21 protein-coding genes and 2 pseudogenes are annotated in these 21,189 nt (G+C 39.0%); 8 read left to right on the top strand and 15 right to left on the bottom strand.

Annotated features, from left to right (window positions below):
• Positions 1 to 209 precede the first annotated feature (209 nt).
• Entirely contained in the window at positions 210 to 1,058 is an 849-nt protein-coding gene (locus ABE65_RS11050) for a mechanosensitive ion channel family protein (RefSeq protein ID WP_066394745.1), read from the top strand.
• A gap of 51 nt (positions 1,059 to 1,109) precedes the next feature.
• Here the strand turns inward: ABE65_RS11050 and ABE65_RS11055 are convergent, their stop codons facing one another.
• The gene (locus ABE65_RS11055) at positions 1,110 to 1,652 is read right to left on the bottom strand and encodes a GNAT family N-acetyltransferase (protein ID WP_066394747.1); all 543 of its coding nucleotides are present in this window, start codon (positions 1,650 to 1,652) and stop codon (positions 1,110 to 1,112) included.
• Between the two features lie 169 nt (positions 1,653 to 1,821).
• On the opposite strand from ABE65_RS11055, the gene ABE65_RS11060 reads away from it, so the two are divergent.
• The 3 genes from ABE65_RS11060 to ABE65_RS11070 all read left to right on the top strand — a co-directional run bounded on the left by ABE65_RS11060 (position 1,822) and on the right by ABE65_RS11070 (position 3,243).
• Entirely contained in the window at positions 1,822 to 2,031 is a 210-nt protein-coding gene (locus ABE65_RS11060) for a hypothetical protein (RefSeq protein ID WP_197480292.1), read from the top strand.
• A 101-nt stretch (positions 2,032 to 2,132) separates the two neighbouring features.
• Complete coding sequence (locus ABE65_RS11065; protein WP_066394760.1) at positions 2,133 to 2,396, top strand: hypothetical protein; 264 nt, start codon at positions 2,133 to 2,135, stop codon at positions 2,394 to 2,396.
• A gap of 409 nt (positions 2,397 to 2,805) precedes the next feature.
• Positions 2,806 to 3,243 (top strand): GNAT family N-acetyltransferase, encoded by a 438-nt coding sequence (locus ABE65_RS11070; protein WP_066394762.1) that lies wholly within the window; start codon positions 2,806 to 2,808, stop codon positions 3,241 to 3,243.
• Positions 3,244 to 3,296: 53 nt separating this feature from the next.
• Here the strand turns inward: ABE65_RS11070 and ABE65_RS11075 are convergent, their stop codons facing one another.
• From ABE65_RS11075 to ABE65_RS11100, 6 genes are all read right to left on the bottom strand, one after another.
• Positions 3,297 to 4,115: an STAS domain-containing protein gene (locus ABE65_RS11075; RefSeq protein ID WP_066394765.1), complete on the bottom strand. Its 819-nt coding sequence runs from the start codon at positions 4,113 to 4,115 to the stop codon at positions 3,297 to 3,299.
• Between the two features lie 201 nt (positions 4,116 to 4,316).
• Positions 4,317 to 5,063, bottom strand: a complete 747-nt coding sequence (locus ABE65_RS11080; protein ID WP_197480293.1) for a sulfotransferase domain-containing protein — start codon at positions 5,061 to 5,063, stop codon at positions 4,317 to 4,319.
• A gap of 252 nt (positions 5,064 to 5,315) precedes the next feature.
• Complete coding sequence (locus ABE65_RS11085; RefSeq protein ID WP_066394770.1) at positions 5,316 to 6,284, bottom strand: arsenic resistance protein; 969 nt, start codon at positions 6,282 to 6,284, stop codon at positions 5,316 to 5,318.
• Between the two features lie 144 nt (positions 6,285 to 6,428).
• Positions 6,429 to 6,671 carry a hypothetical protein gene (locus ABE65_RS11090; protein ID WP_066394772.1) on the bottom strand — a complete coding sequence of 81 codons (243 nt, stop codon included), beginning with the start codon at positions 6,669 to 6,671 and terminating at the stop codon, positions 6,429 to 6,431.
• A gap of 56 nt (positions 6,672 to 6,727) precedes the next feature.
• Complete coding sequence (locus ABE65_RS11095; RefSeq protein WP_082861387.1) at positions 6,728 to 7,369, bottom strand: HNH endonuclease family protein; 642 nt, start codon at positions 7,367 to 7,369, stop codon at positions 6,728 to 6,730.
• A gap of 197 nt (positions 7,370 to 7,566) precedes the next feature.
• Positions 7,567 to 8,763 (bottom strand): metallophosphoesterase, encoded by a 1,197-nt coding sequence (locus ABE65_RS11100; RefSeq protein WP_066394774.1) that lies wholly within the window; start codon positions 8,761 to 8,763, stop codon positions 7,567 to 7,569.
• A 654-nt stretch (positions 8,764 to 9,417) separates the two neighbouring features.
• On the opposite strand from ABE65_RS11100, the gene ABE65_RS21525 reads away from it, so the two are divergent.
• The 4 genes from ABE65_RS21525 (at position 9,418) to ABE65_RS11115 (ending at position 15,434) form a co-directional block, all read left to right on the top strand.
• Positions 9,418 to 9,720: a hypothetical protein gene (locus ABE65_RS21525; RefSeq protein WP_082861388.1), complete on the top strand. Its 303-nt coding sequence runs from the start codon at positions 9,418 to 9,420 to the stop codon at positions 9,718 to 9,720.
• A 342-nt stretch (positions 9,721 to 10,062) separates the two neighbouring features.
• Positions 10,063 to 11,925 carry a hypothetical protein gene (locus ABE65_RS11105; RefSeq protein WP_066394776.1) on the top strand — a complete coding sequence of 621 codons (1,863 nt, stop codon included), beginning with the start codon at positions 10,063 to 10,065 and terminating at the stop codon, positions 11,923 to 11,925.
• Positions 11,922 to 13,862, top strand: a complete 1,941-nt coding sequence (locus ABE65_RS11110) for a TOMM precursor leader peptide-binding protein (protein ID WP_066394777.1) — start codon at positions 11,922 to 11,924, stop codon at positions 13,860 to 13,862. Before ABE65_RS11105 ends, ABE65_RS11110 begins: the two co-directional genes overlap by 4 nt.
• Positions 13,863 to 13,889: 27 nt before the next feature.
• Positions 13,890 to 15,434, top strand: coding sequence for a SagB family peptide dehydrogenase (locus ABE65_RS11115; RefSeq protein ID WP_066394781.1), 1,545 nt, complete (start codon positions 13,890 to 13,892; stop codon positions 15,432 to 15,434).
• Positions 15,435 to 15,475: 41 nt separating this feature from the next.
• On the opposite strand, the gene ABE65_RS11120 is transcribed toward ABE65_RS11115, so the two are convergent.
• The 8 genes and pseudogenes from ABE65_RS11120 to ABE65_RS11150 form a co-directional block, all read right to left on the bottom strand.
• The gene (locus ABE65_RS11120; protein ID WP_066394783.1) at positions 15,476 to 16,651 is read right to left on the bottom strand and encodes a YVTN family beta-propeller repeat protein; all 1,176 of its coding nucleotides are present in this window, start codon (positions 16,649 to 16,651) and stop codon (positions 15,476 to 15,478) included.
• Between the two features lie 120 nt (positions 16,652 to 16,771).
• On the bottom strand, positions 16,772 to 17,422 hold the full coding sequence (locus ABE65_RS11125; protein WP_066394787.1) for an SdpI family protein: 651 nt from the start codon (positions 17,420 to 17,422) through the stop codon (positions 16,772 to 16,774).
• A complete protein-coding gene (locus ABE65_RS11130) occupies positions 17,419 to 17,691 on the bottom strand; it encodes an autorepressor SdpR family transcription factor (RefSeq protein WP_066394788.1) in 273 nt (90 codons plus the stop codon). The genes ABE65_RS11125 and ABE65_RS11130 overlap by 4 nt, the downstream gene beginning before the upstream one ends.
• 176 nt (positions 17,692 to 17,867) lie before the next feature.
• Positions 17,868 to 17,978: pseudogene (locus ABE65_RS22425) on the bottom strand (DinB family protein); the annotation flags it as partial.
• Positions 17,979 to 17,981: 3 nt separating this feature from the next.
• Positions 17,982 to 18,335 (bottom strand): annotated as a pseudogene (locus ABE65_RS11135) (DinB family protein); the annotation flags it as partial.
• 14 nt (positions 18,336 to 18,349) lie between these two features.
• On the bottom strand, positions 18,350 to 18,847 hold the full coding sequence (locus tag ABE65_RS11140; RefSeq protein WP_066394791.1) for a DinB family protein: 498 nt from the start codon (positions 18,845 to 18,847) through the stop codon (positions 18,350 to 18,352).
• A gap of 146 nt (positions 18,848 to 18,993) precedes the next feature.
• Positions 18,994 to 20,166, bottom strand: a complete 1,173-nt coding sequence (locus tag ABE65_RS11145) for an aminotransferase (RefSeq protein ID WP_066394794.1) — start codon at positions 20,164 to 20,166, stop codon at positions 18,994 to 18,996.
• Positions 20,163 to 20,657 carry an Lrp/AsnC family transcriptional regulator gene (locus ABE65_RS11150; RefSeq protein ID WP_066394797.1) on the bottom strand — a complete coding sequence of 165 codons (495 nt, stop codon included), beginning with the start codon at positions 20,655 to 20,657 and terminating at the stop codon, positions 20,163 to 20,165. Before ABE65_RS11150 ends, ABE65_RS11145 begins: the two co-directional genes overlap by 4 nt.
• Positions 20,658 to 21,189: the final 532 nt, after the last annotated feature.

Here is a 21,189-nt window from a genome sequence, read left to right on the forward strand (position 1 = left end):
AGGCCTCTTCGTTTGAAGTCTTCATATAAACAAATTTAAATTTTCTTCTTACATAAGTCACTATACCTACCATTTATTTAAAAATGAGAAGTTTCATGTTTTCTTTGATTGACCTTTCTCCCACTATCTTTTAAAATCCATTGGAATTAGAAAATATTTTTGCTTATTTTCCGCATTCTATTGGTATAGTAAGAGTGGGAGTTGAAAGAATGTTTAACTTAGAATGGTTTAATAAATTGCCTGTAAAAATTTTAATTGTGGCTTTTGTTATCGTAATCACTGCATACTTCATAAGAAAATCAGTTCGCATCTTCTTTGATAAAACAAGTTTTCTAGATGAAAACCGTGAAGAAACGTTGATGCACTTTACAGATCAAGTCATCAAGGTGCTTGGATTGGTGTTCTTCTTCATTTATGTATTTAGTCATTTCTTCGATCTAGCGAGACTTGTAACAGGTTCTGTCGTTGTAGCCGGTGCCCTGGCATTGATCTTTCAACATATTATACGAGATTACATTATGGGTCTTGCCTACTTGTTTGAAAGACAGATCAACCTTGGTGATTATGTGATCATCAACGGTAACAAACAAGGAAAAATCGAGGAAATTAGTATGCGCCACCTGAAAATTCGTCAATACGACGGATATTTATACACCGTTTCCTATGGAAGTATCAACGAGCTTCAAAACGGAAATCGCGGAATGCGGCGAGTAAACGAAAGTCTTATCCTCAACTACAGACAAAATCCTGACGAGGCGTTTAAGGTGATGGAAGAAGTAGCGAGAATCTGCAACGAGAAATATAATGAGTACCTCTTAACAGATCTGGACGGTAAACCTGTAGAGAAATTTAAATTCAACCAAATTACCGAATTGAACGTCGATTATAAAGGACACCGTTATTCTCTCTCTGGCATTGTAAAAGAAGCTTATTTTGTAGATGCAAGCAAACGTGTAAGGTATGAGTTAGCACTTGCAGCTTATATGAACAACTTATTGATGGCTGAGAACGGAGATATAGAATTGAATAAACGTCCCGGTTCTCAACCTTCTGTCTAAGAAACATTAGGATCAAGCAGGCTGCTAATCGACAGCCTGCTTTTCTATAAACTAAATGTCAAAATCCTCTTCATTAAGAATGGCAAGAACCTGATGATCTTCCCATCTGCCATTGATCTTCACATTTTTCTTTGAAATTCCTTCTTTGTGAAATCCAGCTTTCAACAATAAATGGATTGAACCCATATTTTGAGGCATTACTTCTGCTTCTATTCGATGAAGTTTAAGTTCATGAAACGCAAAATCTATAAGTAGTGAAAGTGCTTGAGTCATATACCCTTTACCATTATGTACTTTATCGAGGGAATACCCCACCATCCCTTTTTGTGCAGGTCCTCTCTCAATCTTGAACAGACCGATCTGTCCGATCAATTCTTGTGTATCTTGAAGGAAAATGCCAAACGAATAACCTAACCCTTTCTCTTTTCGCTCTTCCATCTCAGTTATTCTCCTAGCTTGACCATCTAAAGAATAAAAATCTTGATCTCGTTCTGGGGCATATTGCTGAAAAAACTCTCTGTTTCTTGTTTCATTATCAAATAACGCTTGAAGATCATTTAGTGTTAGAAGTTTAATATATATGTTCTTCTTCATCTCATGTCCTCCATACTCATTATCTACCTTAATAATCATTCACCTGAGTATGATAAAATCCTCTATTTTAATGATTCAACACACATACGTTTAACTTTTGTACAAAATATGTATAAATTTATTTAAATGAATGATATATTATAAACAGAAAGACTATATGGGAGAGAAAATGATGAATACAAAATTAAATACGTGGATTCAAAAACACAATTTAGATTTACAATGGTTTCAAGAAGCCAGTAAGTTTCCTTCCTATCAAGTGCAGAAACTGTTAGATGATCCCCAGTATAAACCAGACGGGACAACTATGAGAATCGTATTAAGTATCGTAAAAAAGAAAGAGGATACAGCGAAATTAAGTGATTTTTGGGATGTTTAAAAATAGGATTTTTCCTTATAATTGATAAAAATAGTGACTTGTCTAGATCATTTTATCCTCCAATTGCATCTACTAAAGTATGAAATGTAGGAGGTGCTATCTTGGGTAAAGACAAGCATTGTAAAAAAGAAAAGAAAAAAGTAATCTGTTGTGATCCTGTTTATATCATTGAGGATTCATATACAGAGAAAGAAGTCACTTTCGTTCATCCGATCATTCGTGTAAAACGTGAACACATCAAATATGTTCGCCGTGACGTTTATAAGGAGAAAGTCATTAAAGAAGTGATTGATCCTGGTGCTCCAACAAAATGCGATTGTAATAAAAAGCACAAAAAATGCAAGAAAAAAAGCAAAAAGAAGTAATTTCAAAGAATAATTACTCTTTCTAAATGGAACCCCCGACCGTCGTGATCGGGGGTTTTGCTATGGTTTGGAGCAGATCTATGTATGTACGGTACGTGTTTTTATATTTCTTACACGTTCGCCGATAAATCAAAGATTTCCACCTGTAAAGTTATGTTTACCACCTATGTTTTATAGATCTTCACCTGTAAATGAAGTTGCACCACCTGAGATTTGAGACTGACCACCGATCAACATTTATTTTACTTAAAATGAGGCAAATATGGCTAACAATACTATAATCTGTCCTAGCCCATCTCCACTCACACAACCCACATCAACTCAACCAAGTCATTTAACCATTTGATATACTGTTTACATATATAAGGGTTCATTTTTTATCTAACTATTTGAGGAGTTGAATTAATAAATGAAAGATCATTACAAAGTGTTAGTTGGTGAAGGAAATGCTGAGTTAGATCAGCAACTTTCTGATGAATTAGACAAAGTGAACGCCGCATCCACGATTGGCACTCCCGCTGCTCGAGAATTGACGGTGCAAATTTTAGATAAACATGGAGAACTTGCAGCTGGTATGAGTGGCTGGACGTGGGGAGTAGCTGCTGGAATTGCAATGACATGGGTTCGTGAAGATGTTCGTAAAGATGGATTTGGTACAAAATTACTACACGATTTTGAGAAAGAAGCTATAGGACGAGGTTGCACACACATCTTCACGACTTCCTTCACCTTTCAAGCACCAGGTTTCTATGAGCGTCACGGCTATCAAGAACTGTTTCGTTTGGAAGGATTACCTACTCCAGGAGCGGCAGATATCCATTTTAGAAAGAAATTAGTAGATCTATAAAATAAAAAATGGTGTACACCCATGATTGAGGTGTACACCATCTACAAGGATAACTATCTTAAAAAATCCTCTAAAGCTTGCTGAAGTGTAGCTTTTGTCTGAGCCTTGCTTTCGAAAGTTAACCCGATCGTTGTTATTTTGCGTACAATTTCTGGGCGGAGCCCCGTAATGACACACTCACACCCCATCATGTTCGCACCTTCCATTACTTTCATGATGCGTTCGATCGCTTCTGTCTCCATTTGAGCGATACCAGAAAGATCAATTACTAACGTGCCGATGCGGAGTCTGCTGATTTCTAAAAGAACTTTCTCTTCAATCGTGTCAATTCGATATGTATCAATACTTCCAATTAGCGGAAGCACACAAACCTTTGATGTAATCGGAATAATTGGAACAGAAAGGTTTTCAACAAGTGTTTTCTGCGACTCAATTAAGTTATCTTTGTACTCTGAATAGCTTAAAAATAGTTCATTCAAAAATTTATCGATGCGATCATTTATTTGCCTTTCTGTATTAAAAAAACTTTCAGCCTCTAATTCGATGTGGTTTAATTTATTAAATTCTTGAAAATATTTCCATACCGTTCTTCGGATGGCATGAACCCATTCTAATTTGAATGCAAGCGTAAGGCTGTGAGATGCCCACGATACACCTTCAATTTTTGCAAACTTTTCTAATTCATGATCTTTTCCTTGAATGGTGTACATCACAAGTTTATGGGCATTAGACAATAAATCGATATTCCCTATCAACAAAATTTCTTCAATCTTTCCACGAACATTTCGGGCTTCACTTAATAAAGATTCTTGGAACTCTTCTCTGTTATTAGTAAAGTATTGAATATAATCCTTTTCCAAGACTAAACCCATAGTGTTCACTCCTTTTTGAAAATTTTACCTACTTTTGTACTATTGTATCACTTTCAAAAAAGATTGAAGTGAAAATTTTGTATGTAAAACTGTTTTATCCGTTATGTCATTATTCTCACATATTTTAAATCAAAAAACCGTAACAAATTTCGTTACGATTTTCATGGTAAATACGTATTCTCCTTTTCAGGATTTACTTGTTTACCAAAGTAAATCCTTTTCATATCCTAACTCAATGAGCAGATGGCCAGCTATCTCTTTAAAGGCATCAGAAATCTCTTCATCAAACTCTTCTTTCCAGTTTCCGATCGTCCCTTTTCGGAATGTAGCAGAGTCCTGAGTTGAAATGTTTTCTTTCGCACGTTTGATTATCGTCTGATCAAGGTTTCCAAGTTCCTCTTCCGTAATAAACTGTACGATCTTCTGAACCGATTGGTCTAGAGAATCTTCACTTCTTAATAGATCTTCAAACTTAACAGAAAGCACATTAAGCGCCGTTAACCATCCTTTAAATTCCGAGAACCAATCATGAATATTTTGATGACCCAATTCTGGAATTCCTCTTATGATGGATAGCATTCGTTCTTTTTTGGACAATTGCTTTTTTTGGTAGTATTGATGAAGTGGAGCATCTACCTTCTCAATATAATAATTATAAGAGACGACAACATCACGCAAGTCTCGATAGAGGAAGACTTGTTTTAGATCGAGATCTTGAAGAAGCTTCTCCCATGATGCGGAATAATAAATATGGCCAGACAAGAATTCATTCTCTTTTAATTTCTCTAGCTCGCGCTGATGATCAGCCAATTGTGCTGAGACACCTTCGTAAAGATGCAGATTTTGATCAAATGTAATGGAATGAATTCCTGTTAATATTTGAAACATAAGATGTGTACCACTCTTAGGAAACGAATTAAAGAAAAAAGGACGTATTGCTTTACTCATTTTAACGATCACCTTTTCTATTGACATGACATACATACCTTTCATATTTTATTCACTTACTTCCAATCCGCTTGTACAATTGCCTGTTCATATAAATTTTCCACAAACACAAAAAGAATTTTAAAAAGACATCCACTTTTATTATTCAACGCGCGAAACTTATAAAGCAAGACCTTAACCCCTAATTGTTAGCAGAATGAAACCGAGAAAAAGGCAGGGATACACTCCCTGCCTTTTGTCGTGAATTTCGTTTTATTTAGAATCTCGCAACACCCAATTTGGTACTGTTTTTATATAGATTAATTCGCCGATTAGTTCAACCATGGTCTGCGTTACGATCACCGCTGCAGCTAATGTTCGCCAAGCCTCTGGTAAAGCTAGTGCTAGCGGGAGAACCACAAGAGAATTTCTTGTCCCCATACTAAAGATTAATGCTCTTCCTGCACCTATATCTAAAGAGAATATCCGTGAGATCAATCGAGACACAATTGGCATGATGATTAAAAATAATACATAGATCGGAACGACTTTAATAATGATAGTAAAATCAGTGTAGACTTTGTCTATCTGTGAAGCGACCACCACGATTAAGACGAGAGCCATAAAAGGAACAGGTAACCATGCTGTAAGTTCCAATGCCTGAACCCCTAGCGTTTGTTTTTTTGCCCACCACTGTGTAAGTACTGCTAATAATAAGGGGGTGACAATGAGAAAGAAAAATGCTTCTAAAAACGGTTGAATCTGCACTACGTTAAACATCTCTTTCCCAATGAATAACCACAAATACAGAGGAAGCAGGACCATTTGTACAACGAACAAAAGTGGTGTTGCCGCAAGCATCAATTTTTCGTTTCCTTTTCCCAGCTGAGTAAACAAAATTACATAATCAATACACGGCGTAAGAAGAACTAAGCAAATCCCTAATAATAAAGGTGTGGACTGCGGAAAAATGAGAGTAAGGATCCATACGACGATGGGTACACATACAAAATTTCCAATTAATAAAGCTATCATAAACCTGACATTTGAAACGGCTTCTTTTAGCTTTAAAAAAGGTATCTGTGCAAACATTCCATACAAGAGAATAGCGATTAGTGGAGAAATCGTCCATTGAAGTTCCGTTCCAAAACGTTCAAAATTAAGGCCGATTAAAGCACCTACTACCAAAGAAATAACGTAGATTCCTATTTGTTGATTTTCAAGACCTTCCCTTGTAATCATGTTAAAAACTCCTTCTAGAAAACTTCACCACTCAACTATGTATGTGTTAGACCATATTTTAAATTATTAATATACCATTTTCGCTAACAATAAAAAAGAACCGCCTTGATTTAAAGAGGGTCCTTCTGTTGTCTATTCACTTTTTTAAGCGCGTTCCAATACTTTAGCTAACAAATGGTGAATAACCTCGTGGTCTCGTGGATCGTGCAATCGGTATTCTTCACCCGGAAGCGTATACCACTCTGCCGCTCCCGCATATGTGATGCCGAGTTTCAATAAACCATCTTCCGTACAGCTTGTCTTAAGCTCGAGCTCTCCGCTGATCACGCCGACCTCTGTAGTCATTACACCATGAGTTGCCGTAAAGATTGTTGATTTCTCTTCCATTGGACCAGCTCCTTTCTTTTAAAACAAGATGGTACATTGTTTATACTCTAAATCGATTAATACGTGCAAGTGTTAAGCATGCTTTGAAGAGATGTTTTCTCTGCTGATTGAAGATTTAAGCCCCAGTTATACTTTGTTTGAATCCACCATTTTGCGTATCCACAACCAGCAGCCGTGCGAGTAGGTTTCCATGTTGATGGATCTTGGTCCCCTTTTGATCGATTGGAGCTCGCCGTTACGGCAATAAGTTGTGGTCCCGTAAGATCATTTGCAAAAGCCTCACGTCTGTCAGTCGTCCAGCTGCTTGCTCCAGAACGCCAAGCCTCTGCTAATGGCACAACATGATCAATATCAAGATCAGATGGATTCGTAATCGTTACACCGTCGTAATAGCTGTACCAACTGCCTGATGTTACTGGACAATTCCCGCTAAAAGAGTCTGCATCACGCTTAAGAACAACTTGACGTGTATCACATCCTCCACCTTGACTCGACCAATGAGGAAACAGATCGCGAGAATAACCAGTCATTGTACTTTCTGTCTTTACGACTAATGCGTTCAACTGAGATTGTGCAGCAGATTTAGTAGGTGTTCCTGGCGGTAGTGCCCATGCCTTTTGGTTATCATCAGATGTAACAACGACGAATGACATCACTAGAGTAAAAACAAACGACCACAACATCGATTTCTTCAACATGCTTAAATCCTCCAATATGTAGTTTTTTTAAAATCGTTATCATTTTATAACATGTCTTTAGGGGTTGGCATTACGAATTCGGCAATTAAACATAATCTAGACCTTAGATATAGGTAGGTAGTCTCGTTTATTACGGTCAAATTTGCTATCGGAAACCATTATAGTAAAAAATAATTATTCCTTGCTAAGCAACTTCACTATTGCATAGCAGGTTGTTTTTCTCCTGGAAGAGGAGCAGGGTCTATGCTTTGGTCGTTTGGTGATAGATCGATGCCATAATCTTTCGCAAACACCATATGTGTTTCTTTTAAAACATTCTCATGATTTAGATCCAAATTGAAAACACGAGCTCCCCGTAGTCGGTTCTTCTCCTCACCAGGAAGTCCATACGCTCCAAATCCAGCGCTTCCTCCATATCCGAGCATAATGCCATAATAGTTTCCTGCATATGTGTTGATGTGATCATGACCACAGAAGACGCCTTTTACATCGCCTCGATGCTGCATAGCTGAGAATAAGCCAGAATTGATCGGACCCGGACATTCATCCTCGTTTCTCTCACCCGTAATTTGATGCTTGTTTCTAGCACGAGCGTGATCCGCTTCCGTTCGGCTATCTACACTCGAATACCACATATAACGATGCTCCCAAAGCGGAATATGTATGAACATGAGAGAAGGCACTTTAAATCCAAAACGATTCTCGATCTTCTGAGAGGTTTCGTTGTACCAGCTGACTTGATCAAAACGAACCCAGTCCCATGTTGGATAACCCTCAAAATTTTGCCCCGCAATCTCTTTTGGCGCGTAACGTCCACTATCCATCAACCAGAAATTAAAAGCGGGCTTCTTCCCTTTCGCGTCCCACACAAGTAGGTTCATGTTCCCGGTTCCTGTGATGTGTTTTGCTCCCTTATCGTTCACATTGTGTTTGTAAGACTGATAGAAAGCTAACATCTTACTCTCGTCCACACCGCTTTTTGGGGTAGAATCTTCATCATGATTTCCAAAAGTTACAGCCCACTTGATTTCTCTCTTTTCCATCGGTCCTGCAACATTGTTCATCGCCTGTTTCATTTCAAGTTCCGTATCGCATCCACCTGTAATTACATCCCCGTTGAGTACGACAAAGTCAGGCTTCTCTGCATCCAGCACGTTTTCCATCAACTGAATGGTACGTTTGTCGATCCGCTCATCATCTTGCGTATCATTAAACTGCACTACTTTGAATTTTCCGTTCGAATGAAACTTCAGTACTTTTTCTGCTTTTTGATCAGCATGGACTTTCTCAGAAAATAAGTTAGAAGTATGCCCTAGCGAACCAAGTGTTAATGCTAACGTACTCACTCCTCCAATCTTAATAAAATCCCGACGATTTACTTGTTTAGAAGTCATTTTGCTACCCCTCCATATTTATGTATGTTGAATCATTACAAGTTTAAGAGTAGCAAGGCTATTTTTAGGAAGTGTTTGACTGTTGTAAATATTGTGTGAGGGTGGTGATTGAGAGATTTTACAAATGGTTGCCCCCAAAATGGTTGTTTTATAAGTAGAGGGGTAATAAACGGTCTATTCTGGGGGTATACCGATCGCAGAAATTGTCGATAATTAACGACTCGCCGATATATGTTCAAAACTCGCCGTATTATCGTTCAATCTCGCCGTATTTCCAAAATTTCTAGAATTATTTTATTAAGATCATGAATCAAGAGGCTTAATACCCCGGTGGGTATACAAAATCAATCTTGTTCACCCTTCTAAATAGTCTTTAATTACATACTTTCTGTTAAATACAACGCGCTGAACTCTTCATAGCACTAAACATTGTTCTCAAAAATCATTTTCCTACATAAATAAATCGTCCAACATCATATTTTAATCAATTCGATTTGCTGACGGCGATTGTTTTTCCGCAAACACAGGCTGTTTCTATTTCTAGCACCCAATCGTGTAACGATGGACAGACTGTATCCATATTTTATTATGAGGAATTTGAGCAGAGACTCTCTACTCGTTCTAGATCTGACAAAAAACAAGGAGGTGTTTGTATTGGACAATAAACACCAATGGAATTTGGATGGATTAAGTACTGGAGACTTTCAAGTTAGTGGCGGTCAGCCACATCATCCCCAAGAACAGCAAGCACAAGACCCTCGCCTTATCGTTCCAGGCTGTGTAATCGGAATTTGTTTTAACTTTTGTGGAGGTTGCGCAGGTTGTGGCGGATGCGGTGGTTGTGCTGGTCGTTGCGGAGGCTGTGGCGGTTGTGGCGGATGCGCTGGACGTTGTGGTGGTTGCGGCGGTTGCGCTGGACGCTGTGGCGGATGCGGCGGACGCTGCGGAGGCAGATAATTAGTAACATGCATTGTTCGAAGAAATTTCAGGGGGCTTTGCTCAAGTTTTTGAGCATCAGTCCTCTATTTTATTGTTAGCCGCCGTTACAAGCATGAATTCCGTCCTCCTCAAGTAAACAAATTATATAAATGTATTTTTCAGAATGACACACTAACAAATATTCACGGTAATCTCAAATAATTTCACGGTAATCCACGATATATTCACGCTAACTCCCTTTTTATTCACGGTAACTTGATTTATATTCACATTACTTCATTGCCTCATAATAAAATGACATAACGGACAAGCAGAATCCATAGAAATAGATGATGAGCATTAGGTTAAGGAGGGATATTTATGCCAGGCGTCACTCTCTCAATGTGTTTAAAAATGAACCGAGACACGTTCGTCTATCCACAACAAAACGGCGGCGTTTATCTTCGAAATAACAAGACTTCTATACAAATGGAAGGAAACACCATCGAGCAATGGCTGCAAAATTTAATTCCTATGCTGGATGGTAGCCGTTCAATGGAAGAAATTACAGACGGTCTGCCTGATCCATATAAAGAGCAAGTGTATAAGATCGCTGAGGTGTTATATACGAATGGGTTTGTTCGCGATACGAGTCAGGACCTTCCTCATCAGCTTTCTGCTGAAGTATTAGAAAAACATGCATCACAGATTGAGTTTATTGATCATCTCAGCCACTCTGGCGCGCATCGATTTCAAAAGTATCGTAATTCGAAAATCGCAATAATAGGTTGTGGTCCACTTCTCTCTTCTCTCACGGCTTCCCTTTTGCAATCAGGACTTCCAGCATTCACAATATTCCACACGAACACGAAACAAAATGAAACAAAGAAACTGCAAGAATTAATGAAATCTGCTATAAAAACAGAGCCTGAATCTTCCATTACACTTTTATCTTTTGATGAAAACTGCTGTACAGAAGATCTAGCGAACATTGAATATGTTCTCTATGCAAACGAGGGTGAAAATACAGATCAACTCTCCATGATTCAAAAAGTATGCAGAGATCAATCGAAATCATTTTTACCCGTTACGTTACAAAACAATCAAGCTTTTGTCGGTCCTCTTCAATTAACAGATTCAGCCGCATGCTGGAAAACAGCTTCATTACGTTTAGGTAAAAAAGACAACAAAGAGACTAAATTGAAATCTTCACGCACTGCTTCTAACTTGCTGGCTAACGTCGCTGTATTTATGCTCTTCAAAGTGATAACAGGCGTACAGGAAAATCCCGAAAACGCCATCTACCAACTGAACGTAGAAACATTAGAAGGAAATTGGCATCCGGTTTTCCCTCACCCGCTCGTGACTAACAATATTAAAATTGAAGTGATTGAGGATCCCTTTTTGTTTATAAAAGAAGCTACTACCCGGGAATTTGATCTCCACTCATTGTTTTATAAAATTACATCAAGTGACACTGGAATATTCCAACAGTTTGAGGAAAGAGATTTAAGTCAGCTACCCTTGTCACAGTGCAAAGTACATGTGGCAGATCCTTTTGGTGAAAATGAACCAGAAGTGATTACGGCAGCAGGCAGAACACATGAAGATGCCCGGTTAGAAGCGGGTTTATCTGGAATTGAAACATACGCTAAGACGTTATTTATGAATTCACCGGAAGTTATGAGTGTTGGAAGCGGCCGCTCTGCAACAGAAGGAATGTGTAGAGCCCTTCAAAATAGTTTGCAAGAAATCTTCATAAAGTCGCATAACAAACTGCATGTTTCTGCAGAAGTTGATCGGAGTTCCATTCAAGACGCATACTCCACCTTTTTAATTGGAGCACTAACTACTCTTGGGGAAGAAATCAAACTCTTTTTAGGAAAGAAAATCCATGGCTTTCCTGTCATATGGGTTCAGCAGGATCGACATTGTTTCGGCTCTATTGGTCTAGATGAAAAACGGGCTTTACAAAATGCACTACAAGGTGCACTTATGTACCGGCAAAATAAAGAAGAAGTTCCTAACAAGAATTGCATAAAGTCTTCAACTACCATTTCAACCACTGGACTTCAAACGATTACCCTTTCAGTATCAAAAGAAGTACCATTGACATCAGCTCTACAAACATTAAAAAACAACAACTGCGAAGCAAAGTTTTACACACTGCATACGGAAACCATTCTGAACGAAAATACCTCTGGCCTGTATGGAATCACACTCTCTTCGGAGGTACAATCATGACTCAAAAAATTATAATGATCGGAAATGGTAGTCTTGCAAACGATGTCTACCAACAAATACATGCAACCTATCACATCTCTCGTTTTAAGAAGGTTGAAGATGCCGAAATTAATCATGAAAAGCTCGCGTTAGTTCTTCATGATAGTTGGAATCCTGCTCAGCATATGAAGGCAGAGAAATTGTTTCGAAACAGCAACATTCCGTGGCTGCGTGGATTTGTTTACTTTGGTGAAGCACATGTTGGTCCACTCGTTCATCCAAATCAACCAGGCTGCTCACAATGTGCCGATCTTCGTTATTTCATGACCGGCCAAGATCGTAGAGAACATTTTCACATGAAAGACTATCAATCTTCCAAAGAAGATTTGCCACGCGACGTTTGGGCCACTAATCTCGCATTCAATCATACAGCTGCCCTCATTTGTGATGAGGTGAGGCGTTTCATGCACGATGGTACTCAGCATACTCAGGAACACGTATACTTGATGAACCTACAAACGTTCAAACTTACAAAGCATTTCTTTTTACCAGATCCGTATTGTGAAACATGTGGTGACATACCACTCGATACAGATGATCATGCCAAGATTGCACTTCAATCCAGTCCGAAAATCTCACGAGACGCTTACCGTTGCCGATCAATAGATGAGTTGCAAAACGTATTAAGTCGAGACTACTTAGATACTCGTACCGGTCTTCTTAATTTTAAAAGATATGACTTGATCTCACCTTTCGCTGACACTGTCGTTAATCTACCTTTGCTCACTGGTAACGAACTGAACGCCGGTCGGACACATTCGTATCTTCATAGTGAGCAAGCGGGCATTTTGGAGGGACTTGAGCGGTATTGTGGTTATGCGCCACGTGGAAAACGAACAATCGTTTATGAACCTTACAACAAAGTGAAAAATGTAGCTATGAATCCTCTATCAATCGGAACTCATTCACAGAAACAGTACAGTCAGCCGCATTATCCATTTCAACCATTCGATCCAGACCGACCGATCCACTGGGTATGGGGATATTCGTTATCCGAGGACCGTCCTACATTAGTACCTGAAACTTTCGCCTATTACAGCATGGGTGGTGGAGAAGGATTCGTTTATGAAACATCAAACGGCTGTGCAGTCGGTGGTAGTTTAGAAGAAGCTGTTCTGTATGGAATCTTCGAGATCGTAGAACGTGACGCGTTTCTTATGACGTGGTACGGTGAACTGCCTATTCCGCGACTGGACATGAAATCAATCGATGATTCAGAGCTTCAGCTCATGGTGCAGCGCATCCTCCATGTGACAGGGTTTGAGATTCAATTATTTAATGCCACAACAGAAAACGGTATCCCAAGTATTTGGGCGATGGCAAAGAATACGAAGAACGATGGTTTAAATTTGCTCTGTGCAGCAGGTGCCCATCTTGATCCACTTAGAGCAGCCAAAGGTGCTGTTCAAGAGCTTTCGGGCATGCTGCTTAATATGGAAGAAAGTTTTGTTAAGGACCGCAAGAAATACGAGAAGATGTATAGAGATTCTAGTCTTGTTCGTCATATGGAAGATCACTCGATGGTTTACGGTTTAAAAGATGCAGAGAAACGGTTGTACTTTTTGCTGGATAAGAGGAAAGTACGAGATTTTGAAGAAGAGTTCAAACCAGTTCGTCAAACATCTGATCTTCTAGAAGACTTGAAGAGTGTGTTAGATACTTTCAAAAAACTGAACCTCGAAGTGATCGTTGTCGATCAAACAGGACCCGAATTACAGAGAAACGGTCTACATTGTGTAAAAGTAATTATTCCTGGCATGCTGCCGATGACGTTCGGACATCATCTAACTCGATTACAAGGATTAGACCGCGTACTCACTGTACCGATGACGCTCGGATATGTGAAACAACCGTTATCACCGGAGGAATTAAACCCACATCCTCACCCGTTTCCATAAAACGGTAAAAAGAAAGGGGCATTGTTGATGAACCTCGATGAGTTTATTTACAAACTTCATTACGAGACTGCCAAGATTACGCCGCCCGATTGGGAGGTAAACTGGGAAGATGCCCCGCTTCCCTATAAATTGTACACACAAGATCTACCTGGAGTTGAATTAACCAAAAATCACTCTTACTCCCTTTCACCAAGTACTCACCCAACGCTAGCTGATCTAAGTCAATTTCTGATGTACTCCTATGGAATTACACAATTAAGTGAGTCGTTTCTTTCGGTGGATTCAAAGGATACATGGATGACTTATCGCCGCTATGTTCCATCTGGCGGTGCACTCTATCCGAGTGAGGTTTATCTGTATCTAAAACTTGATGAACTGCCTAATGGCATCTATCATTACGATGCCGCACATCATTCGTTGATATGTCTGCGTGAAGGCAATTTTGATGATTATTTAAACCAAGCATTAGGAAACCGCTGCAATCTCTCAAAATGTTTTACCATTGTTTTTGTATCCACTTTCTTTTGGAAGAACTTCTTTAAGTATCACAATTTCTCTTACCGTCTTCAAGGACTAGATGCTGGCTTTTTGATCGGTCAGATGCTAGAGGTTGGAAGGCGTAAGGAGTTTAAGACTGGCGTTTATTATCAATTTTTAGATGGGGCTATCAATCATTTACTTGGGGTTCATGAGGATGAAGAAAGTGTGTATGCTGTTCTTCCTCTATCCATAGACAACGAAATGAAATGGTTTGAAGATAGAAAAGACGTTCAGATTACCTCAGCAAAACTATGTGAAGAGCTTGAACCTATACATCTTCAACATTATATGAAGTCAAAGGTTGTTCGCCCTTATCCAATGCTGCTTAAAATGAATCAGGCTTGTATGATGCATTCTTTTTCTAATAAAAAGCATTCTCCTAATCGCATTTCCCCTCCTGTAAAATTTGCGGAACAACCAAAAAATCACACAATATCATTCTCAAAAGCTTGCAGAGATCGATATTCCCCAGGACAAGATTTTGTATTAAAACCGCTACAATTCGGAACCCTTTCACACCTTTTAAATGAACTTACTTTCATGAGTCACTATCTAAACGATATTGATCGAGATCTTTCACTCTTAACGTCTCGTGTTTCCCTTCGATTTACTTCATATGGTGTAGAGGGGCTTGCGAATGGTATGTATGAAGTCTGTGATTCTACTCATGAGATAAAGCAGATCTCACGCGGAGATTATCGTATGACTCAACAAGATGGACTGCTTTCCGATTTTGTGAACATGGCGCAGATCCCTCTTTCTTTTAATTTTAGCGGCAACAACAACCACTACCAGGAACTGTACGGTTATCGAGGGCATCGGATTCAGCATATGGAAACGGGTATCTTAGCTCATAAACTACTACTCGCTTCCTCTCTACAAAGCATGAACGGTCATCCTATTCTCGGTTTTGATGTTCCTTGGTATGATGAGTTGTTTCAACTAAGAAAAGATGAAAGAACGAGTTTACTACAGATTCCAATTGGTTACCACTGGCCGCTAGCAAGATTACAAAGTCGTTTGGATATGTAAAAGCCTGTGGCTATGAGGCCACAGGCTTTAATTTTGTGTCTTTAAAGTTGATTTGGACAAACCGTACCAATTGCAATACCAAATGGTTCTAATCCTACTGTTACGTTACCGATCACTGTATTTGTCGTAATATCAATAATAGAAACAGTGTTACTTCCAGCTTGGTTATTCGTCACATAACCAAACCTTCCGTCCGGAGTAATCGCGATATTTGCAGAAACATCCAATAGTGGACTAGTGATAATAGTTGTTTCAATTTTCAGAGCTGTATCAATAACTGAAACGGATGGATCACTTAAATTAACAACATAAGCACTGGTTCCATCAGGGGTAATCGCTACTCCAAAAGGAAAACTAGTACCTGGCACTAATCCAACAGGGATGATGATTTCATTAAGTGTGGTTGTGTTAACTGCCGAAACAGTACCCTCAAAACTATTCGTAACATAGACTTCTGTACCATCTGGAGTCACTGCTACACCAAAAGCACCCGCAGGCGGTGTATTACCAAGAGTAAGTACTGTCTGTGTGGTAGTCACAAGGTCAACGATAGAGAGTGTACCTTGAGTTTGATCTGTTACATAAGCCGTTAAGCCATCTGGAGAAATAGCGATGTTAACAGGTGTGCTAGCGAGGTTTCCAACTGGAAAGACATTAGTTATCGTGTTCGTTAAGGTATTGATTGCGGTTAGTGTTCCATCATTTACATTCGTTACATATGCCGTAGTACCATCCGGAGTAACGGCGACTCCTGATGGACTTGGTACAATTATCGTTTGGATCACAGTATTCGTGAGTGTATCAATAACTGAAACCGTATTGCCATTAAAATTCGTGACATACGCTCTTCTCCCATTAGGTGTTAACGCAACGAAGATAGGAAATTCCCCCACTGAAATTGTATCAATCGTTGTATTTGTTGCTGTATCTACAACAGAAACGGTATTGTCCCCGGTATTAGTTACATAAGCTAACACACGACAAGCAAGCGGAGGAACAGGACTTAGGAAAACACCAGCTACACAATCGCAGCTGACAACGAATACTCTTCCATCTCGTAAAAAACCAGAGATACATCCTGAATTTTTATCAAACGTTTGAAAAGTTAACTGAATTGGTACCGCTGTATTTTTCAGAAGGATGGAAATCACCTTACCAGCCTTTAGTTGTTCGAATATACCGCATGTACAATCATCTTGATTTTCATGGTAATCCATCTTTCTTCTCCTTTTGTGACGATTATAAATCCGTACATATATTGGTATAGTCTATGCATGTACCTCTTGGCTTGTTTGGGTGACAAAAAAGGACACCTACGTGAGGTGTCCGATCAAAATTTAGTTGTTATCTACATTCTTATAACGATTGAAAAAAACATAAGAAGCAATGGTTGCGATGAGAACCGTTGATAGAACCACAACGAGCATGCCCGTAAATTTATAAATGCCTGGCAAGAAAGATATTGCAACAAGCAAAATTCCTGCCATTACAAAGAGCTTCCCGCTAAGCTGATGTGTCTTTCTCCAAGTCTTTTCGTTCGCAAGCGTCCACGGTGTGCGCACTCCGATAAAGTAGTTGTGTTTGATTCGCGGCAAGTAGTTTCCGAGTACGATAAAAAGTAAACCAATTCCTAAATTAACGACTAGTGAGATGTCTATATTAACACCTAAACCATAGCTAATAGTCATGGATTGGAGAAGTAAGAAGAACACGTTCATAATCGTAATAAAAATCGTATAACTTCCAGAAAATTTCTTATAGTTCTCTTTCTTCGGATCGATTCTTGGCATGAAGATAAACAACGCCATCAAAACAATCATTAACACTGGTGGAAAGAAAGCTGCATATTGTTTATCCCAATACCCATCCACTTTACCGTGTATGTTCCAATGCATCGGCATTTGATCAGGCAGGTAAGGATAAGCGATAGCACCGATCAGTACACTAAGTGCAATTAAAAGGTAACTCCATCCATACTTTTTCATCATTTTTCCTCCTTCGTTGTAAACGTGAAATACCAGCTCATTAATTCATGAAACACCGTTGTGTTCAAAGAATAATAAATATGCTGTCCTCTTCTCTCATCATCGATTAGCGAAGCATGCTTTAATATTTTCAGATGATGAGACACACTCGGTTTTTGCATGTCAAAATGTGAAGCGATCTCTCCTGCTGTTAGTTCATCTTCTTTTAACAGGGTTAAGATTTGTCTTCGAGTTGGATCAGATAATGCTTTAAACGCTTCATTAAGAGACATTTTGTCACCTCAGGATGATTTCCATTATTAGATATTTAGATAAGTGTCTAACTATCTAATTACATAGTATGTTTATTTGCCATTTGTGTCAATCATTTTAGAAGAATTGATTATATAAAAATAAGCACATTTATTAGTTAAATAAATGTGCCTACTACAATGAATATTCCTCTGATTTAGCGATGAGATGGCCACGATCCCTGCATTTTTCTTAGCAGCATGATCTGACCAGTATGATAAGCATCATGAAGCAAGATATCTATGAGATCACTTTCTAATCCGCTCTCTTTTAAATCTTCAGAACTCATCCTATTAAGTAACTCTTTTAGTTTGTCGTGTACCTTTTCAGCGCGATCGATGGTAAGAATCCAGTCGTCATCATCTTCAGTTTGTTTAATGATAAAAAAGGTATCGTTCCCATCCATTCTCGTCCATTCTTGCCCTTCCAAATTAGCAACTAGCCTTTCTTTGTAATAAATGAGATGATTGACGTTCTCCCAGATGGACTTCGTTGATTCGCCTGGTGGTCTAAAGCTAGCTTGCTTAGCCGTTAATCCTTCAATAGCTGGTTTGAGCGGCGCGTACCAGCTCTCTTTATCAAATGTGGAGTCTAACACATTAACTAAGAATTCGACTCTGCTCATCTGACTAATTCCTCCTAACGATTTGACGGATTTTTTATCATCGGCTCAATGAGATCTGTATCTGGCGGTGCGTACCCAAGTTGTCTGCCGATCTTCACAATCTGTCCTTTGTGATGAAATTCGTGAGTCACCGTGTGAGTAAATAACCACAATGCGGTAAAATCAGCTTGACTGCCATTTCTAAACGTCACTTCTACCATATGATCCCAATTGTTTTCAAATTTATCGAGAAATTCATATACCAACTCATCTGTTTTTCTGAAAAGCTCACGCATCTCTTGAACGTTATGTATGGACTCGGGTGTAATATCAGGAAGTGACTTTCCAAGAGCACGATCACCGAGCCATCTTTGGTAACAACCCGCTACATGAGCATGTAGGCTTAGAATAGATTCACCACTGAAAGTTTCAAGTTTCTTTGAATAGTCTGTTGGGGATAACGTCTCGCAATATTGAAAAAGAGTCTCTCTCGTTAAACGTATCCAGTCATATTGAGTTTTGAATAAATTCATACTCCCATCTCCTCTTTTCGAACTCACGAGTACTTCCCCATCTTTAAGAAGATTTCCTTCTTGTAATGTATAAAAATATTCACCATTAACCTCGTTAAAAAAGATGCATTCCTTGTGCCAGGAATGCACCTTCAATAAAAAAAGGCTTATAACGTTTGTAAAAACCGGTCAATCCGGCGCATCGCCTCTTCCAGCTTTTGAACAGATGTCGCATAAGAACAGCGAACATGCCCCTCTCCACTCTCGCCAAAAACACTGCCAGGTACAACTGCAACCTGCTCTTTCATCAAAAGCTGTTCTGCAAACTCTTCAGATGATAATCCGGTTTTTTCGATTGAAGGAAATACATAAAAAGCACCACCTGGAACATGGCACGATAAGCCCATCTCCTCTAGAGCATGAATGACTAAACTACGGCGCTGCCGATAACTTTCCTTCATTTTCACTACATCCTTCTGCCCGTTAACAAGTGCTTCAAGGGCAGCGTGCTGAGCCATCGTAGGAGCGCACATCATCGTATATTGATGTATTTTTAGCATAGCTTGCAAAATGGGTTTTGGTCCACAAGCAAAGCCTAAGCGCCAGCCTGTCATGGCAAATGCTTTTGAAAATCCAGAAATCAAGATCGTGCGGTCACGCATATTCTTGACTGCGGGAAAACTCGTATACGGTTCATCGTATGTTAGTTCAGCATAGATTTCATCTGAAATCACGAGCAAGTCATGCTTCTCTACGACCTCCGCTATACGTTCTAAATCGCCTTTTGACAGCACTGTACCTGTTGGATTATTTGGACTGCATAACATAAGCACTTTCGTTTTGTCAGTGATCGCCGCTTCTATTTGTTCAGGCTGAAGCTTGAAATCATCTTCGCTGTAGGTATTTACTGGCACAGGAACTCCACCAGCCAGTGTTACTGTTGGTGCGTAGGAAACAAAGCTTGGCTCAACAACAATAACTTCCTCACCAGGATTAATGACCGCACGCAAAGCGATATCAATCGCCTGTGAAGCACCGACAGTAACCACTATTTCTTCTTCTGCACTGTACGAAACACCAAACCGTCGTTTCATATAGCGAGAAATCTCTTTTCGGAGCTCAAATAATCCAGCATTGGCCGTATAAGCCGTATAACCTTGTTCCAATGAATGATAACTCGCTTCGATCACGTTCCAAGGTGTAACGAAATCCGGCTCTCCAACGCCTAGAGAAATAACGTTTTCCATAGAGGAAGCAAGATCAAAGAATCGACGGATTCCAGACGGCTGAATGGACTGCACGGTATTTGATAAATATTTTGAAGTCGGTTCAGTAATCATGGTGACACCACAATTCGTTTATCTTCATCGTTATCACTAAATACAAGACCGTCATGTTTGTATTTTTTTAAGATAAAATGAGTTGTTGTTGAGATGACTGAATCGATAGTCGAAAGTTTCTCAGATACAAAACGACCGACTTCTGCCATCGTTTTCCCTTCAATCGATACCGATAAGTCGTATACTCCAGACATGAGATAAACTGCTTTAACTTCTGGAAAACGGTAGATTCGCTCCGCTACTTTATCAAAGCCAACACCTCGTTTTGGTGTAACTTTTACATCAATCATGGCTGTCACGGCACCTTCTTCAGTACCTTTCGTCCAGTCAATAATAGCAGAGTAGCCGAGTATGACTTTCTCTTTTTCTAGCTTATCTAAGATCTGTTTTGTTTCATCCTCTGTAATTCCCATTAACTTGGCGATCGTACCTGTCTCAAGACGTCCGTTTTTTTCAATGAGTTTTAATAATTCGCGTTCTGTAGAATTCAAATCAATCACTCGCTTTTAGTAGATTATGCTGACCATTATAACAAACACTTTACGTTAAGCCACTCGGAATTTAGAATCACGCGATTTTTAACGCATAAGAAATGCTATTTTTTTTAAAACCTTAGCTGATTAAAAGATCCATTCTTTCTCCATTTAAAATGAAGCCCGCTGAAAATGTAAGTATGATTATGAATAGGAAGTGAATTTTTTTGATTTTAGTTTTTTTCCATACACATACGTTTGTAAGAACAATGATTGAAAAGTAAATGATGCTTATCACTATTGTTAAAAAGAGGACTGGAATTAATAAACCTTCTTCTAACGTTGGATCTAGGCTCCATCCGAGAGCTTCTGCAATGTACAAATAAAGTAACACAAATAAAATGAACAAATAATGAAATAGATATCCAAAGATAAGATTAAAAACGATTGTAAAAAATAGTCTAAAGATTTGATTCACCTTCCAGGAGAGTAGATATCTTAAATAAAACCACTCAATGATTTATTAAATTGTATATGATCATGATTAGCA

Source organism: Fictibacillus phosphorivorans (assembly GCF_001629705.1).
GTDB classification, from domain to species: domain Bacteria; phylum Bacillota; class Bacilli; order Bacillales; family Fictibacillaceae; genus Fictibacillus; species Fictibacillus phosphorivorans_A.

Excerpts from the sequence above, each read along its gene's own strand:
- ABE65_RS11050 (WP_066394745.1), top strand. The coding sequence starts at position 210 with ATGTTTAACTTAGAATGGTTTAATAAATTGCCTGTAAAAATTTTAATT.
- ABE65_RS11055 (WP_066394747.1), bottom strand. The coding sequence starts at position 1,652 with ATGAAGAAGAACATATATATTAAACTTCTAACACTAAATGATCTTCAA.
- ABE65_RS11060 (WP_197480292.1), top strand. The coding sequence starts at position 1,822 with ATGATGAATACAAAATTAAATACGTGGATTCAAAAACACAATTTAGAT.
- ABE65_RS11070 (WP_066394762.1), top strand. The coding sequence starts at position 2,806 with ATGAAAGATCATTACAAAGTGTTAGTTGGTGAAGGAAATGCTGAGTTA.
- ABE65_RS11075 (WP_066394765.1), bottom strand. The coding sequence starts at position 4,115 with ATGGGTTTAGTCTTGGAAAAGGATTATATTCAATACTTTACTAATAAC.
- ABE65_RS11080 (WP_197480293.1), bottom strand. The coding sequence starts at position 5,063 with ATGAGTAAAGCAATACGTCCTTTTTTCTTTAATTCGTTTCCTAAGAGT.
- ABE65_RS11085 (WP_066394770.1), bottom strand. The coding sequence starts at position 6,284 with ATGATTACAAGGGAAGGTCTTGAAAATCAACAAATAGGAATCTACGTT.
- ABE65_RS11090 (WP_066394772.1), bottom strand. The coding sequence starts at position 6,671 with ATGGAAGAGAAATCAACAATCTTTACGGCAACTCATGGTGTAATGACT.
- ABE65_RS11095 (WP_082861387.1), bottom strand. The coding sequence starts at position 7,369 with ATGTTGAAGAAATCGATGTTGTGGTCGTTTGTTTTTACTCTAGTGATG.
- ABE65_RS11100 (WP_066394774.1), bottom strand. The coding sequence starts at position 8,763 with ATGACTTCTAAACAAGTAAATCGTCGGGATTTTATTAAGATTGGAGGA.
- ABE65_RS11105 (WP_066394776.1), top strand. The coding sequence starts at position 10,063 with ATGCCAGGCGTCACTCTCTCAATGTGTTTAAAAATGAACCGAGACACG.
- ABE65_RS11110 (WP_066394777.1), top strand. The coding sequence starts at position 11,922 with ATGACTCAAAAAATTATAATGATCGGAAATGGTAGTCTTGCAAACGAT.
- ABE65_RS11115 (WP_066394781.1), top strand. The coding sequence starts at position 13,890 with ATGAACCTCGATGAGTTTATTTACAAACTTCATTACGAGACTGCCAAG.
- ABE65_RS11120 (WP_066394783.1), bottom strand. The coding sequence starts at position 16,651 with ATGGATTACCATGAAAATCAAGATGATTGTACATGCGGTATATTCGAA.
- ABE65_RS11125 (WP_066394787.1), bottom strand. The coding sequence starts at position 17,422 with ATGATGAAAAAGTATGGATGGAGTTACCTTTTAATTGCACTTAGTGTA.
- ABE65_RS11130 (WP_066394788.1), bottom strand. The coding sequence starts at position 17,691 with ATGTCTCTTAATGAAGCGTTTAAAGCATTATCTGATCCAACTCGAAGA.
- ABE65_RS11140 (WP_066394791.1), bottom strand. The coding sequence starts at position 18,847 with ATGAATTTATTCAAAACTCAATATGACTGGATACGTTTAACGAGAGAG.
- ABE65_RS11145 (WP_066394794.1), bottom strand. The coding sequence starts at position 20,166 with ATGATTACTGAACCGACTTCAAAATATTTATCAAATACCGTGCAGTCC.